The sequence below is a fragment of the Mumia sp. Pv4-285 genome (assembly GCF_041320275.1).
Taxonomy (GTDB): domain Bacteria; phylum Actinomycetota; class Actinomycetes; order Propionibacteriales; family Nocardioidaceae; genus Mumia; species Mumia qirimensis.
Genome location: NZ_CP162023.1, coordinates 472,317 through 486,825, shown reverse-complemented (window position 1 = coordinate 486,825; position 14,509 = coordinate 472,317). Strand labels below are relative to the sequence as shown.

Sequence of the window (14,509 nt, the reverse complement as noted above, 5' to 3'; positions counted from 1 at the left end):
GTCAGACGATCCTGGTGCCGGTGGACGAGAGGTTCTCGCACGCCTCGACGATGCGGGCCGCCATGCCGGCCTCGGCCGCCTTGCCCCACGCGCGCGGGTCGTACTGCTTCTTGTTGCCGACCTCTCCGTCGACCTTCAGCACGCCCTCGTAGTTGGTGAGCATGTGACCCGCGACGGGACGCGTGAACGCGTACTGGGTGTCGGTGTCGATGTTCATCTTCACGACGCCGTACGAGACGGCCTCGGCGATCTCCTCAGCCGTCGAGCCCGAGCCACCGTGGAAGACGAAGTCGAACGCGCGCTCGATGCCGTACTTCTCGGCAACCGCCTTCTGCGCCGCGTCGAGGACCGCCGGACGCAGCTTGACGTTGCCCGGCTTGTAGACGCCGTGGACGTTGCCGAAGGTGAGCGCGGTCAGGTAGCGGCCCTTCTCGCCCGTCCCGAGAGCGGCGACGGTCGCGAGCGCGTCGTCGGGCGTCGTGTAGAGCTTGTCGTCGATCTCGCCGACGACGCCGTCCTCCTCGCCGCCGACGACACCGACCTCGATCTCGAGGACGATGTTGGCTGCGGCGCTGGCCGCGAGCAGCTCCTCGGCGATCTGGAGGTTCTCGTCGAGCGGCACGGCGGAGCCGTCCCACATGTGCGACTGGAAGTAGGGAAGCCCACCGTGCGAGACCCGGTCGGCGGACGCGGCGAGCAGCGGTCGGACGAAACCGTCCAGCTTGTCCTTCGGGCAGTGGTCGGTGTGGAGGGCGACGTTGACCGGGTACTTCTTGGCGACCTCCTGGGCGAACGCGGCGAAGGCCAACGAGCCCGAGACCATGTCCTTCACGGTCGGCCCGGAGAGATAGTCGGCGCCACCCGTCGAGATCTGGATGATGCCGTCGCTCTCGGCCTCGGCGAAGCCTGCGAGGGCGGCGTTGAGGGTCTGCGACGAGCTGACGTTGATCGCGGGGTAGGCGAACGACTCTCGCTTGGCCTTGTCGAGCATCTCGGTGTAGATCTCGGGCGTTGCGACGGGCATAGGTGTCTCCTCATCGGCCTCAGGCTGTGCAGTTCCCGGCTGGCGGTGCGGCCATTATCGCAGGGGGGATCCGAGCGTCGACACCGCGGCGCGTGCGGCTTGCTGGACCGGGTCCCACACCGACGCGAACGGCGGCGCGTAGCCGAGGTCGGTCATCATCAGCGCATCGACGGTCATCTCGTTCCAGAGCGCCAGAGCGAAGGAGTCGATCCGCAGCGCGGAGCCCTCGCCCCCCACGATCTGGGCCCCGAGCAGCCGTCGTGTGCCACGGTCGGCGACCACCTTGACCGTCATCGTGCGGGCGTCCGGCATGTATCCCGCGCTCGTCGTGGCCTCGATCCGCTCCGACACCGGGTCGAACCCGGCCTCGCGCGCCGCTCGCTCGCCGAGCCCGGTGCGCGCGATCTCGAGCGACATCACCTTCGTCATCGCCGTGCCGAGGACACCGGGGAACGAGACGTCGTACCCGGCGAGGTTGCGGCCGATCACCCAGCCCTGCTTGTTGGCGTGGGTCCCGAGCGGGACGTACGACGCGCGTCCGGTGATCCGGTCGACCGACTCGACGCAGTCACCGGCGGCCCACACGCGGCGCTCGACGTCGGCACGACCGTGCGGGTCCACCGGGAGCGCACCGTCGACGCCGAGCCGCAGCCCCGCACCGGCGGCGAGCTCGGTCCGCGGCCGGACGCCGGCACCGAGGATGACGAGGTCGGTCGTGATCGCGCCGTGGTCGGTGACGACGGCGCGGACGTGCCCGTCGAGGTCGGCCTCGAACCCGGTCACGGTCACGCCGACCCGGAGGTCGATGCCGTCGGAGCGCATCTCCTTCGCGACGAGCTCCCCGAGGTCGTCGTCGACCGTCGGCATGGGAGTCGGGTGCTTGCCGACGACCACGGTGTCGAGCCCGCGCCGTACGCACGCCTCGGCCATCTCGACCCCGATGTAGCCGGCCCCGACGATGACCACTCGTCCCGGGTCGCGCGCCAACGCGTCGAGGACCCGACGACCGTCGGCCAGCGTCTGCACCCCGTAGATGCCCTGCGCGTCCACGCCCGGGACGTCCGGGCGTACGGGCTCGGCGCCGGTCGCGACGAGCAGCTCGTCGTACGCGAACGTCTCGGCGCCGGCGTCCGTGAACGCGGTGACTACGCCCGCCTCGAGGTCGATCTCGGTCGCCGTCGCACCGGTGCGGACGTCGATCCCGTTCTTGCGGTGCTGCTGGGGCGTACGGGCGATCAGGTCGTCGAGCGTCGCCACGTCGCCGGCCACCCAGTACGGGATGCCGCACGCCGAGTACGAGGTCCACGGCTGGCGCTCGAGCACGACGACGTCGAGCCGGTCGCCGAGCGCACGCTTGGCGGTGGACGCCGCGGACATGCCGGCGGCGTCTCCTCCGACGACGAGCAGTCTGCGGGTCATGGGTCGAGACTAGGCCGCATCGCGCCGGCGGCGTTTGAGGTGTTCACACCCCCAACGCCGGGATCCCACCTCTCGTACGAGGTGGGATCGGCGTAAGAAGGGTGTTCACACCCCAAACGCGGCGTGCTGCGTGATCCACGCGTGCATCGCGACCGCGGCGGCCGCACCGACGTTGATCGATCGGGTCGACCCGAACTGCGTGATCGCGAGGACCGACTCGGCAGCATCGAGCAGCTCTACCGAGAGTCCCGGCCCCTCCTGCCCGAACACGAGGGCGCACTCGCGCGGCAGCACCGCCCGCTCGATCGGCTGCGACCGCTCGACGTTGTCGATCGCGACCAGCGGGACGCCGGACCCGCGCGACCACGCGACCAGGTCGTCGACCGTCGGGTGGTGGCGTACGTGCTGGTAGCGGTCGGTGACCATCGCGCCGCGCCTGTTCCAGCGGCGGCGGCCGACGACGTGGACCTCCGCAGCCAGGAAGGCGTTGGCCGTCCGCACGATCGACCCGATGTTGTGGTCGTGCTGCCAGTTCTCGACGACCACGTGGAACGGGTGCCGGCGCGTGTCGAGGTCGGCGACGATCGCGTCGACCGACCAGTACCGGTAGGCGTCGACGACGTTGCGCCGGTCGCCCTCGCGCAGCAGGTCCGGGTCGAGACGAGGATCGTCCGGCCACGCGCCCTCCCACGGACCCACCCCGACCTCGGTTCGGGTCTCGGGCTCAGCGCCGGGCGGTACGCCCTCCATCTCCTCCACGCGCTCCAACCTACGGCGTCCACGGTGCCCGTCTCGTCCGGCGAGCCGATCCGCAGCGCTTGCCGACGCGGCGTATTCTCGACCCCGCTATGTCTGGACTCCCCGGGCCCGCAGGCAGCACCCGGCCGGTCGTGATCGCGCACCGCGGCGCCTCCGGCTACCGACCCGAGCACACGCTCGCGGCGTACCACCTCGGCGCCGCGCTCGGAGCCGACCTCATCGAACCCGACCTCGTGAGCACCTCGGACGGCGTCCTGGTCGCCCGGCACGAGAACGAGATCGGGGGCACGACGGACGTCGCGGGGCGTCCCGAGTTCGCCTCGCGGCGCACGACCAAGGTCGTCGACGGCCGCGTCGTCACAGGCTGGTTCACCGAGGACTTCACGCTCGCCGAGATCAAGACGCTGCGAGCCACGGAGCGCATCCCTCAGCTCCGCCCAGGCAATACCGCGTACGACGGCTGGTACGAGGTGCCGACCCTCGACGAGATCCTCGACCTGGCGGAGCTGGCGAGCCGCTGGTACGGCCGCCGGATCGGCGTGATGCCCGAGCTCAAGTCGTCGACGTACTCCCGGAGGCTGGGTCTCCCCCTCGAGGAGCTGCTGCTGCGCGCCGTGCGCGAGCGGGGACTGGACGACCCCGGGTCAGGGTTCGCCGTGCAGTCGTTCGAGATCGCCAACCTTCAGCACCTTGCTGCACAAGCCCCGCTCCGGCTCGTGCAGCTCGTCGACCCCGCGGGCGGCCCGTACGACCGCGTGCGCACGGGCCAACGCACGACGTACGCCGACATGGTGACCCCGGCCGGGCTCGCCTGCATCGCGGAGTACGCCCACGTCCTCGGCGCACCGAAGGAGCTGGTCGTGCCGCGTCTTCACGACGGCACGCTCACCTCCCCGACCACGCTCACCGCTGATGCGCACGCCGCCGGGCTCGACGTGTACGTATGGACGGTGCGGCACGAGAACGCGTTCCTGCCGACCGATCTGCGGTCCAGCCCGCTCGGCGCGGACGCGGGCGACGTACGAGGCGAGCTCGACGCGCTGCTCGCGGCGGGGGTCGACGGGGTGTTCGCGGACCAGCCCGACCACGTGGTCGCGGCGGTCGCTGCGGGAGTGCCGGTCAGCTCGCCGGGCTAGAGGCCCAGGTCGGACTTCGACACGGCGTACCGGTAGTCGAGCCCTTCCTTGCGCACCCGCTCGGCCGCGTCGGTCTCGCGGTCCACGATGACCGCGACGGCGACGATCTCGGCTCCGGCCTCGCGCAGCGCCTCCACGGCAGTGAGCACCGAGCCGCCCGTGGTCGACGTGTCCTCGACCGCAACCACTCGCCGACCCGCGACGTCCGGGCCCTCGACGCGCCGCTGCAGGCCGTGGGCCTTCTCCGCCTTGCGGACGACGAAGGCGTCGAGGCTGCGGCCCTGCGCGGCCGCTTGGTGCATCATCGCCGTGGCGACCGGATCGGCACCCAGCGTGAGCCCCCCGACCGCGTCGTACTCGAGGTCGTCCAGCAGGTCGAGCATCACACGCCCCACCAGCGGTGCCGCCTCGCTGTCGAGCGTGATCCGGCGCAGGTCGACGTAGTAGTCGGCCTCCTTGCCCGAGGACAGCGTGACCTTGCCGTGGATGACGGCCTTGGTCTTGATCTGGTCGATGAGGGCGTCGCGATCGCTCATGCGCACAGAGTATCCGCGGCGCTCACTTCTTCTCCGCGGACGTGAGCTCACCGAACACCACGGACCGTTTGTCGGTGTGGAAGAGCTCCGAGCAGGTCACCATCGTGAGGAGCTTCTCCGTCGGCTCGACGCCGGGTTCGCCCGGGACGGGGTCGAGCACCCAGCCTTCGGAGAAGTCGAGCTCGCGATCCGTGCCGTCGTCGCGGAGCACGTAGGTGAAGACGTGCGTCTTCGTCTCCACGATCACCTCGTCGCCCTTGCGAAGCTCGAGGAAGTGACGGAACGGCTCGCCGTGGGTGACCCGGTGGCCGGCGATCGCGAAGTTGCCGACCTTCCCCGGTCGGGCGGTGTCGGGGAACCACCCGACCCCGCGGGCGAGGTCGTCGTCCTCGACGCCGTTGACGACCGGGACCTCGAAGTCGTCACCGAAGCGCGGCACCCGCAGCAGCGCGAACCCGCCGCCCTTGATGTCCTTCGGCTCTTCGGCAGCCGGGGCGTCCCACGACTGCACGAGCTCCTCACGGATCTCTGCCTGCTGCTGCTTGGCGACGATGTTGGTGCCGAAGTACTGCCAGCCCACGTAGCCCAGCATCCCGACGCCGACGAGCATCAGGGCGACGCCGAATGCCGTCAGCACGCGCCCCATGGGCGTACGACGCTTTCGGCGGCTGCCGCCCTTCGGCGGTGACGGGGTCATGACGGACACGGCTCCAGTCTCGCACCCGGACGGTCGTCGCACTGCCGGCATCTAGAGTCGGGACGATGAAGACCACGAGCGCACGCGTCGCAGACCTGGGGACGACGATCTTCGCCGAGATGTCGGCCCTCGCCGTCCGCACCGGGGCGGTCAACCTCGGGCAGGGCTTCCCCGACACCGACGGACCCGACGACGTCATCGAGGTGGCCGTGCAGGCGCTCCGGAACGGGGCCAACCAGTACCCGCCGGGCATCGGCGTCCCCGTGCTCCGCGAGGCGATCGCCGCCCACCAGCAGCGCTGGTACGGCCTCGTGCTCGACCCCGCGACGGAGGTCGCCGTCACGACCGGGGCGACCGAGGCGATCGCCGGCGCGATCCTCGGCCTGGTCGACCCCGGCGACGAGGTTGTCGTCCTCGAGCCGTACTACGACTCGTACGTCGCCGTGCTCGAGTTCGCGGGCGGCATCCGCAGACCGGTGACGTTGCGGGCGCCCGACTTCCGGCTCGATCTCGACGCGCTGCGGGCCGCCGTCGGCCCACGGACCACCGCGATGCTGATCAACAGCCCGCACAACCCGACGGGCATGGTCCTGAACGCCGAGGAGCGCGAGGCGATCCGGGACCTCGCCGTCGAGCACGACCTCGTCGTGATCACCGACGAGGTGTACGAGCACCTCACCTTCGACGGCGTCGCGCACGTGCCTCTGGCGACGCTGCCCGGGATGCGCGAGCGGACACTGACGATCTCCAGCGGCGGCAAGTCGTTCTCGTTCACCGGGTGGAAGGTCGGCTGGGTGAGCGGGCCCGAGCCGCTCGTCCGGGCGACGGTCGGCGCGAAGCAGTTCCTCACCTACACCTCCGGCGCGCCGTTCCAGCCGGCGATCGCCCACGCCCTCGGTCACGACTCGGCGTACTTCGAGGGCAACGCCTTGACGCTGCAGGCGAGGCGCGACCAGCTCTGCGCCGGGCTCGAGGACGTCGGCTTCACGACGTACGTCCCGCAGGGCACCTACTTCGCGACGACCGACATCCGTCCGCTCGGCCACGCCGACGGCGTAGCGTTCTGCCTCTCGCTCCCCGAGGACGCGGGGGTGGTCGCGATCCCGACGCAGGTGTTCTACGACGACGTGGACGCCGGGCGCCCGCTGGTGCGCTGGGCGTTCTGCAAGCAGGAGGGCGTGATCGACGAGGCGCTCCGGCGGCTCCAAGCACTGCGCCGCTGACCATCTCGGTCCGGGTGAACCCCAAGCCCTTGACGCCGACGAGCTGCGGTGCGGCGCTAGCCGAGCGACAGCATGGCCTCGGCGACCGCACCGGTCGCGTCGTCGGGGATCGCGGTGGCCGCCGTCTCGAGGACGAGCAGCCGTGCTCCGGGGATCTCGCGTGCGATCGCCTCGCCGTTGCCGACCGGGAAGAACGGGTCCCGGCGACCGTGGACGACGAGCGTGGGGACGTCGATCTCGGGCAGGCGCTCGCGCCAGCGGGGTGTGCAGTCGAGCGCGGCGAACACCATGCCGAGCTGGTTCGACATCTGGGTCGAGAGTGCGGTGCCGGGGGTACGGTCCCAGATGCGCGCGGCGGTCGTGCGTGCGGCGACGGGGTCGTTGCCGAGGACCTCCGCGCGGGCGGCGCCGAACTCCGCCACCGCCTCGCGGTCGGACCACTCGGGCATCGGCAGGGAGAACAGGCGCGGCATCGTCGCCGGGTCGTGGTCGGGCAGATCACCGTCGCACCGACCGGGTGCCACAGCGCGAGTGCCGACCAGGGTGAGCGCCGAGAACGCGCCGGGATGGTCGAGCGCGGCGATCTGGGCGACCATTCCGCCGACGCCGATCCCCGCGAGGTGCGCGGGCCGGCCGTCGAGCGCGTCGACCAGGGCTGCTGCGTCGGCGGCGAGGTCGCGCAGGGTGTAGGCAGGGACCTCGGGGTCGGCAGTCGTCGACTCGCCGCTGTCACGCAGGTCGTACCGCACGACGCGCCGCCCGCCGGCGGCCAGACGCTCGCACAGGGCGTCTGGCCAGGAGAGCATCGTCGTCGCGCCTGCGAGCAGGACGAGGGGTGCGTCGTCGTCGCCGAACGACTCGATGCCCAGCGCGACCTGGTTGGCGTCGACCGTCGTCACGGGTGGGTCAGCTCTCGAGGGCAGCGACGGTCGGGGCGGTCTTCGAGTAGCCGGCGGCCTCGACGATCTTGCCGTCGACGACCCGCATCACGTTGACGCCGCGCACCGAGTCGTCGGGCCCGGGTCCCCAGACGTAGCGCCAGCGGATGAGCGCCCACTCGTCGCCGGTGTGCACGTCCTCGACGTCGAAGCGGCTGGTGGCGTCGTCGATGAGCGCCTTCCACGAGTTGAAGGATGCTTCGTAGCCCTCGTAGCGGGTGCCGTCGGGGGCCGGCTGGACGCTCTCCATGACGCAGTCGGACGCGATGATGTCCTCGAGGAGGCCGACGTCCCGCTCGCGGAATGCTTGGTTGAAGCGGTCGATGACCTCGTCAGTCGTGTTCGTCATGTCGGTGAGACCGAACAGCCACCCGGATCTCATCGGTGGCAGCGCGGTCGTCAGGCAGTCGGGTCCTCCGCGGCGACGACGGCGATCGTCTCGCGCTCGGGTGCGAAAGCCCGCGCGACCAGCAGGATCACCGGCACCAGCACGAGGGGCACGACGTAGATCCAGCGGAGCGCGCCCTCGGTGGCGAGCGCACCGATGAGTCCGGCGCCGATGATGTTGCCCAGGTAGTTGAAGAGGTTGAGACGGGCGATCGCGACGTCGGCGTCAGAGCCGGGCAGGTTGCCGGCCGCGGCGAACGCGAGGGGGATGATGACCGGGAGGCCGAGGCCCATCAGACCGAACGCGGCGATGGCCAGTGCCGGGGACGGCGCCACGACGACGAGTGCCAGCGCGACGATGCCGACCACGGTCCCCGCACGGACGACGGCCACCGCGCCGTACCGGACGACGAACCGGTCACCCGCCAGCCGGGAGACGACGGCACCGACCTGGTAGGCCGCGTAGCCGAGCGGCGCCACCGACTTCGCGGCGTCGAGGACGTCGTGGAGGTAGATCGTGCTCCAGCTCATCACCGACGTGTCGGCCAGGTAGAAGACCACGACGACGAGGCCCAGCGCGACGAGCGGACGCCACGGCACGTGCATCGGCGCGCGCTCCACCTCCGAGACGTCGCTCGCCTGGTGCTCGACGACCGGACGGACCAGGTACGGGGAGATCACCAGGGTGGCGGCGACGCCGACCACTCCGACAGCCACCAGCGACGGCATCAACCCGATCTCGAGCTGCGCGCACCCAGCGGCGTACAGGGCTCCGAAGATTGCACCGATGCTCCACATCCCGTGGAAGCTCGTCATGATGCTGCGGCCGTACAGCCTCTGGACGGTCACACCCTGCATGTTGGTCGAGGCGTCCGTCGCGCCCACGCCGATCCCGTACACGGCGAACGCCGCATACATCGCCGGCTTGGACTCGGCGAACCCGATCACGACCACCATCACGCTGATCGTCAGCAGCGCGAGCCGCAGAGCGAGCGCGCTCGAGCGGCGAACCGCGATCCGTTCGGCCAGCAGCGACCCGCCGCCGGCGATGACCGAGGTCAGCAGCAGGAGGAGCGTGACGTCGCCCTCGGTGACGCCGCGCTCGTCCTGGAAGTCAGGCAGCCTCGACAGGATCGTGACAAGGATCGCCGCTTGGAGGAAGAAGCCGACCGAGGTCGCCACCCGGGCGTGCCGCGCCGTCGCGTCGGGGGCTTGCGTGATGTTGGACACGCGCCCAGTATGTGCCCATGGACGGAGACGTGACCAGGGTTCCGGCGAGCGGGCAGTTCTGGTGGGGCGCGGCCACCGCGTCCTACCAGGTCGAGGGCGCCGTCGACGCCGACGGACGCGGCCGGAGCATCTGGGACACGTTCTGCGACGAGCCCGGGCGCATCGCCGACGGGTTGTCGGGCGCGGACGCGTGCCGCTCGTACGACCGGTGGCGCGAGGACGTCCAGCTCCTGGACGGGCTCGGCGCGAACGCGTACCGGTTCTCGATCGCCTGGCCGCGCGTCCAGCCGCAGGGCCACGGGCGTGTGAACCCCCCAGGTCTCGCCTACTACGACCGCCTCGTCGACGGGCTCCTCGAGCATGGCATCGCCCCGTTCGCGACGCTCTACCACTGGGACCTTCCCCAGCCGCTGGAGGACGCCGGAGGGTGGATGGCACGCGACACCGCCGAACGCTTCGCCGAGTACGCCGCCGTCGTCGCCGACGCGCTCGGAGACCGCGTCGCCTGCTGGGGGACGCTCAACGAGCCCTTCGTTCACATGGCGCTCGGCTACGCCTTCGGCACGCACGCGCCGGGCGAGGTCCTGCTGCTCGACGCGTTCGCCGCAGGGCACCACCAGCTCCTCGGTCACGGCCTCGCGGCACAGGCGCTGCGTGCGGGTTCTCCCGGGACGCCGGTGATGCTGGTCAACAACCTGACCCCCGTACGCGCGACGTCGACGTCACCCGAGGACGCCGAGGCGGCCCACGTCTACGACGCCTTCCACAACCGGATGTTCCTCGACACCGTGCTGCTCGGCACCTATCCGGACGCGCTCGCCGAGGCGGGCGACGTCGTCCACGACGGTGACCTCGCCACGATCTCGCAACCGCTCGACCTGCTGGGCGTGAACTACTACAACCCGACCCTCGTCGCAGCGCCGGGAGCCGACAACCCGCTGCCGTTCGAGCTGGTGCCGATCGAGGGCTACCCGACGACCGGATTCGGCTGGCCCGTCGTGCCGGAAGGGCTCACCGAGCTCCTCGTCGGGCTGCGCGACACGTACGGCGATGCGCTGCCGCCGGTCGTGATCACCGAGAACGGCTGCGCCTACCCGGACGAGCCCGGGCCCGACGGTGAGGTCGACGACGCGGACCGCATCGCCTACCTCGACGCACACATCAGCGCCGTCGGCGCGGCGCGCGATGCTGGGGTGGACGTGCGCGGCTACCTCGCGTGGTCGCTGCTCGACAACTTCGAGTGGGCCGAGGGCTACACCCAGCGCTTCGGGCTCACGCACGTCGACTTCGCGACCGGCGACCGGAGACCGAAGGCCTCGTACGAGTGGTTCCGCGGTCGCATCGCGCGCGGCTGGTAGCACCTCCCGCTGGTCGAGGAGGGCGAGGAACGAGCCCGTCTCGACACCCGGTCTCGATCGCTCGTCCTGAGGAGCCCGAGCTCGCGAGGGCGTCTCGAAGGGCTCCGCGCCTCGACCAGCAAGAAGGGGCCGCCTCGACCAGCACGAGGGACAGCCTCGACGAGCGGGCGGCTCAGGAGGAGAAGAGGCGCTCCGGACCGAACTGGAACCAGATGACGGAGACCACCGTGACGTACCAGAGCAGGATGATCAGCAACGTCCAGTTGGACACGAACCGGGTGAACCCCGACGTCGGCGCCCACGACCGCAGGTTGCGCGCCGTGACCGAGACGAACAAGGGGATCGTCACCGTCCACACCACCATGCAGTAGGGGCAGAGCTTCATCAGGGTGAAGATGCTCGTGTACTGGAGGAAGAAGATCAGCGCGATCGCGAGGGTGACACCGATCTGCAGCCCGACCCAGAACCACTCCGGCAGCCGCGTCCCTGACAGCAGCAGCACACCGAGCGTCGTGACGATCGCGAAACCGACGAGCCCGATGAACGTGTTGGGGAAGCCGAGCACCGACGACTGAGAGCTCGACACGACGCCACCGCAGTCGACCCACAGGTTGAACGAGCACGCGAGCTGGGCGTCGGAGTTCTCGAGAAGCTTGATCTTGTCGTAGGTCAGGATCCCCGACGCCAGGACACCGATCGCGCCCCCGACGGCCATCAACCAGGCCAGGGCGCTGCGCGTGCCGGTCGCGTCCACGGCGCCGTCGCGCGGGGTCACCTCGTCGTCGATGTCGATCACGGGCCCATCCTAGGCATGTGCCCGCGAGCGTCGGAGCCACATCGGTGATGAACCTCACCCGACACCCGGAACTTGGAGTGGACGAGTCCACGTTGTCCTGTTGGACTGGATTCGTACCCCGTCGGGGGGTGCAGTGCGAGGAGGTGGCATGGAGGCCGGACGCTCGGGAACACCCGCAACGCTGTGGAGAGGGCTGGTGACGACGACCGTCGCTGCGGCGGTGAGCCTCGTCCTCGCCCTGACCGGTCTGCCCGACGCTCTCGCGATCCCCGTGCTGGCGTTGCTGCTCGCCGCGATGGTCGCGGGCGTGCTCGTCGACTGGCTCGTACGCCGCAGCTGGCGCCGTACGAGTGCCTCTCAGCGCCGTTGGCTCGACAGTCTCGAGGTCGACGTACCGTCCTACCGGGCCCGCGTCGACGACCGTGACCGCGCGCTGTTCGGGTGGGAGAGCCGCTGGTGGCGCCCGCTGGGCACGGTGGTCCTGCTCGGTCTGAGCGCGGCGCTGGTGCCGTTCAACGTCATCCTCCCCCTCGCACCGGAGGTCACCGTCGAGCCGTTGGTGACGGTCTGGGTGACGGTCACGCTCATGCTCACGCTCGCCCTGGTCGTCCGCAGCGTCGGCGCAGCCCGCCTGGACAGCCGTGGCCTCGTGCTCCCCGTCGCGCCGACAGCGAGCGTCGCGCCCGCCGAGCCGGAGACCGTACGGGAGCAGACGGTCGACGAGAACGTCGCGAAGTACCTCGTCGTCGAGGAGGAGGTCGCGCCGGAGATCCAGCTCGCCCGCGAGATCGAGCGCCTGACGGCACTTCTCGACGAGCCGGGCGCCCCGCGGCCGAGCCTGCCCATACCCGCCGACTGGCTCCCCGTGGCGGAGCCGGAGCCCACGCCGGTCCCTGTCGAGATCGCTGTTCCTGCCGTGCCCGCCTCTGAAGCCCACGAGCCGCCCGCACCAGCCACAGCGCCGGAGGCACCGGCGCCACCGGCAGACGAGCTCGAGCCTGAGCCAGACGCACCCAAGCGGTCAGCCGAGGGCGAGCTCGACAAGCTCGCCAAGTGGTTCCACGCAGCGTGAGTGCGGCGCTCGCGACGCCGTCCCTCGGGGTGTCCTAGCCCTTGGGCTCCTCCGAGTCCTCCGCGCCCTGCTCGAGCTCGTACTCGCGCTGCCACGTCGCGCGCGCCTCGACGGCAGCAGAGTCCTCCTGGTCCTGCGCGGTCCTCAGCGCGATGAGCGCGGAGGCGACCGCGGCCGACTCGCCGATCTCGTACGGGACACCACCGATGGTGACGTCCGGGACCGACGGCTCCAGGCGCCGCGCGTAGTCGCTCAGCGCGACACCGAGCCCCGAGCCTTCCTCGCCGAGGTGGAACGAGCCGACCGAGAGGATGATGCCGCCGGGGAGGGACTCGATGCGCTTGTCGAGCACGTCGTAGCCGATGTCGTTCGCGTCGAGGACCGCCATCAAATCGGCGGCGCCGTGCTCCGAGACGGCGAGCTCGGCGGTCTGCGTCCCCGCGAGACCTCCACCGATCCTCAGCTCGACAGCATCGTTTGCGTCGGTCATCACTTCCCCCGCTCCGGTCGTCCTGGGCCCATCATGTCCCGCTGCACGGTCACCCGCATCCGCCGTTCAGCCCGTAGGACCGAATCTCTCCGTGCGTACGTGGTGAGGATCGTGCCCCAGGGCGACGAGCATGTCGGCGACCGACTCGACGAAACCGGTCGGTCCGCAGACGTAGCAGGTGGGTGCGAAGTCGGGCGGCCAGCCGCCGTTGTTGACGTCGGCCACGGTGATCCGACCAGCCGGTCGCGGCGAGCCCTCCGGTGCCTCACGCGTGTGCACGACGCTGACGTCGACGCCGGGATCCGGCTGGCGCAGCTCTGACCGGTAGAACATCTCGTCTCGCGACCGCACCGAGTAGATCAGCCGGAACGGTGCCTTGCTGCCCGCCGCGCGGCGTGCGCGGATCATCGCCATCAGCGGGACGACCCCGGAGCCGCCCGCGATCAGCGTGACGGGTTCGGTCTGCTCCGGACGCCACACGAACCAGCCGCCGATCGGTCCGCGCACCTGGAGCTCGACACCGACCTCGATGTCCTCGACCAGGAACGGCGACACCTCGCCGCCGTCGATCGCCTGGACGGTGATCTCGGCGCGGTCGGGCTCTCCGGACCGGGCCAGCGAGTACTCGCGGTCGGCCGTGTAGCCGTCCTCCGCGGTGAGCCGGACCTCGACCCGCTGCCCCGCGAGCCCTGCCGGCTGCCCTTCGACGTGCATCAGAAGCGTCGCAGCCATCGGCGCCTCGCGTCGGTGCGCGAGCACGACGGCTCGACGCCATGGCATCCCCACCATGTCCGCTGCCCGTCAGTCGCCCGCGTAGCGCTGCTCGCGCCACGGGTCGCCATAGGCGTGGTAGCCGGCGCGCTCCCAGAAGCCCAGCCGGTCCTCGGTGAGCAGCTCGAGCCGCTGCACCCACTTGGCGGACTTCCAGAAGTACAGGTGGGGCACCAGCAGTCGCGCAGGGCCGCCGTGCTCGGGGCGCAGCGGACGGTCGTCGTAGCCGTACGCGACCCACGCCTGCCCGTTGCGCAGGTCGTCGAGCGGCAGGTTGGTCGTGTAGCCGCCGTAGGAGTGCACCATCGCGTAGGACGCCTGGGTGTCGATGCCGGAGAGCAGGGTGTCGAGGCTGACGCCGGTCCACCGGCTTCCGAGCTTCGACCACTTGGTGACGCAGTGGATGTCGACGGTGATGTCCTCGCGCGGGAGAGCCTGCAGCTCGACCCAGCTCCAGCGGTGCTCCTCGCCCGACTCCGTGGTGATCTCGAAGGCCCACGCCGCCGGCGCGATCTGCGGGGTCGGCCCGGCAGACAGCACGGGGAACCCGGTCTCCAGGTACTGCCCGGGCGGGAGCTTCACGTCGCCACCACCCCGTCGACCGCGGAACCCGCGCGTCACGATGCCCATTCGCCCTCCGTCGTCTGCGAGGGCACCAGCCTAGGCGTACGGT

The 14,509-nt window shown here is 70.7% G+C and carries 16 protein-coding genes; 4 read left to right on the top strand and 12 right to left on the bottom strand.

Annotated features, from left to right (window positions below; translation table 11 throughout):
* Position 1: 1 nt before the first annotated feature.
* The 3 genes from fbaA to AB3M34_RS02270 form a co-directional block, all read right to left on the bottom strand.
* Positions 2-1,024 (bottom strand): class II fructose-bisphosphate aldolase, encoded by a 1,023-nt coding sequence (gene fbaA / locus AB3M34_RS02280; protein ID WP_370617462.1) that lies wholly within the window; start codon positions 1,022-1,024, stop codon positions 2-4.
* A 54-nt stretch (positions 1,025-1,078) separates the two neighbouring features.
* Complete coding sequence (locus AB3M34_RS02275; protein ID WP_370617461.1) at positions 1,079-2,443, bottom strand: FAD-dependent oxidoreductase; 1,365 nt, start codon at positions 2,441-2,443, stop codon at positions 1,079-1,081.
* A gap of 105 nt (positions 2,444-2,548) precedes the next feature.
* The gene (locus AB3M34_RS02270) at positions 2,549-3,193 is read right to left on the bottom strand and encodes a TrmH family RNA methyltransferase (protein ID WP_370619926.1); all 645 of its coding nucleotides are present in this window, start codon (positions 3,191-3,193) and stop codon (positions 2,549-2,551) included.
* Positions 3,194-3,291: 98 nt separating this feature from the next.
* Between AB3M34_RS02270 and AB3M34_RS02265 the strand changes: the two genes are divergently transcribed.
* Entirely contained in the window at positions 3,292-4,338 is a 1,047-nt protein-coding gene (locus tag AB3M34_RS02265) for a glycerophosphodiester phosphodiesterase family protein (RefSeq protein WP_370617460.1), read from the top strand.
* On the opposite strand, the gene pyrE is transcribed toward AB3M34_RS02265, so the two are convergent.
* Positions 4,335-4,874, bottom strand: coding sequence for an orotate phosphoribosyltransferase (pyrE, locus tag AB3M34_RS02260; protein ID WP_370617459.1), 540 nt, complete (start codon positions 4,872-4,874; stop codon positions 4,335-4,337). The genes AB3M34_RS02265 and pyrE overlap by 4 nt on opposite strands.
* Before the next feature lie 22 nt (positions 4,875-4,896).
* Positions 4,897-5,571, bottom strand: coding sequence for a class E sortase (locus AB3M34_RS02255; RefSeq protein WP_370619924.1), 675 nt, complete (start codon positions 5,569-5,571; stop codon positions 4,897-4,899).
* Between the two features lie 65 nt (positions 5,572-5,636).
* On the opposite strand from AB3M34_RS02255, the gene AB3M34_RS02250 reads away from it, so the two are divergent.
* Complete coding sequence (locus tag AB3M34_RS02250; RefSeq protein WP_370617458.1) at positions 5,637-6,794, top strand: pyridoxal phosphate-dependent aminotransferase; 1,158 nt, start codon at positions 5,637-5,639, stop codon at positions 6,792-6,794.
* 56 nt (positions 6,795-6,850) lie between these two features.
* Here the strand turns inward: AB3M34_RS02250 and AB3M34_RS02245 are convergent, their stop codons facing one another.
* From AB3M34_RS02245 to AB3M34_RS02235, 3 genes are read right to left on the bottom strand one after another with little or no spacing between them, the layout of a single operon-like run.
* Positions 6,851-7,693 carry an alpha/beta fold hydrolase gene (locus AB3M34_RS02245; protein ID WP_370617457.1) on the bottom strand — a complete coding sequence of 281 codons (843 nt, stop codon included), beginning with the start codon at positions 7,691-7,693 and terminating at the stop codon, positions 6,851-6,853.
* A gap of 7 nt (positions 7,694-7,700) precedes the next feature.
* Positions 7,701-8,081 carry a nuclear transport factor 2 family protein gene (locus AB3M34_RS02240; RefSeq protein ID WP_370617456.1) on the bottom strand — a complete coding sequence of 127 codons (381 nt, stop codon included), beginning with the start codon at positions 8,079-8,081 and terminating at the stop codon, positions 7,701-7,703.
* A gap of 50 nt (positions 8,082-8,131) precedes the next feature.
* Complete coding sequence (locus tag AB3M34_RS02235; protein WP_370617455.1) at positions 8,132-9,349, bottom strand: MFS transporter; 1,218 nt, start codon at positions 9,347-9,349, stop codon at positions 8,132-8,134.
* Between the two features lie 29 nt (positions 9,350-9,378).
* Between AB3M34_RS02235 and AB3M34_RS02230 the strand changes: the two genes are divergently transcribed.
* Entirely contained in the window at positions 9,379-10,707 is a 1,329-nt protein-coding gene (locus tag AB3M34_RS02230; RefSeq protein ID WP_370617454.1) for a GH1 family beta-glucosidase, read from the top strand.
* 172 nt (positions 10,708-10,879) lie between these two features.
* Here AB3M34_RS02230 and AB3M34_RS02225 read toward each other — a convergent pair whose 3' ends face one another.
* Positions 10,880-11,503 (bottom strand): vitamin K epoxide reductase family protein, encoded by a 624-nt coding sequence (locus AB3M34_RS02225; protein WP_370617453.1) that lies wholly within the window; start codon positions 11,501-11,503, stop codon positions 10,880-10,882.
* 196 nt (positions 11,504-11,699) lie between these two features.
* Here AB3M34_RS02225 and AB3M34_RS02220 point away from each other — a divergent pair, with 196 nt between their 5' ends.
* Complete coding sequence (locus AB3M34_RS02220; RefSeq protein ID WP_370617452.1) at positions 11,700-12,575, top strand: hypothetical protein; 876 nt, start codon at positions 11,700-11,702, stop codon at positions 12,573-12,575.
* Between the two features lie 34 nt (positions 12,576-12,609).
* Here AB3M34_RS02220 and AB3M34_RS02215 read toward each other — a convergent pair whose 3' ends face one another.
* From AB3M34_RS02215 to AB3M34_RS02205, 3 genes are all read right to left on the bottom strand, one after another.
* Positions 12,610-13,065 (bottom strand): hypothetical protein, encoded by a 456-nt coding sequence (locus AB3M34_RS02215; RefSeq protein WP_370617451.1) that lies wholly within the window; start codon positions 13,063-13,065, stop codon positions 12,610-12,612.
* A 66-nt stretch (positions 13,066-13,131) separates the two neighbouring features.
* Positions 13,132-13,797 carry an FAD-binding oxidoreductase gene (locus AB3M34_RS02210; RefSeq protein WP_370617450.1) on the bottom strand — a complete coding sequence of 222 codons (666 nt, stop codon included), beginning with the start codon at positions 13,795-13,797 and terminating at the stop codon, positions 13,132-13,134.
* A gap of 69 nt (positions 13,798-13,866) precedes the next feature.
* On the bottom strand, positions 13,867-14,466 hold the full coding sequence (locus AB3M34_RS02205; protein WP_370617449.1) for a sulfite oxidase-like oxidoreductase: 600 nt from the start codon (positions 14,464-14,466) through the stop codon (positions 13,867-13,869).
* Between the last annotated feature and the right edge of the window lie 43 nt (positions 14,467-14,509).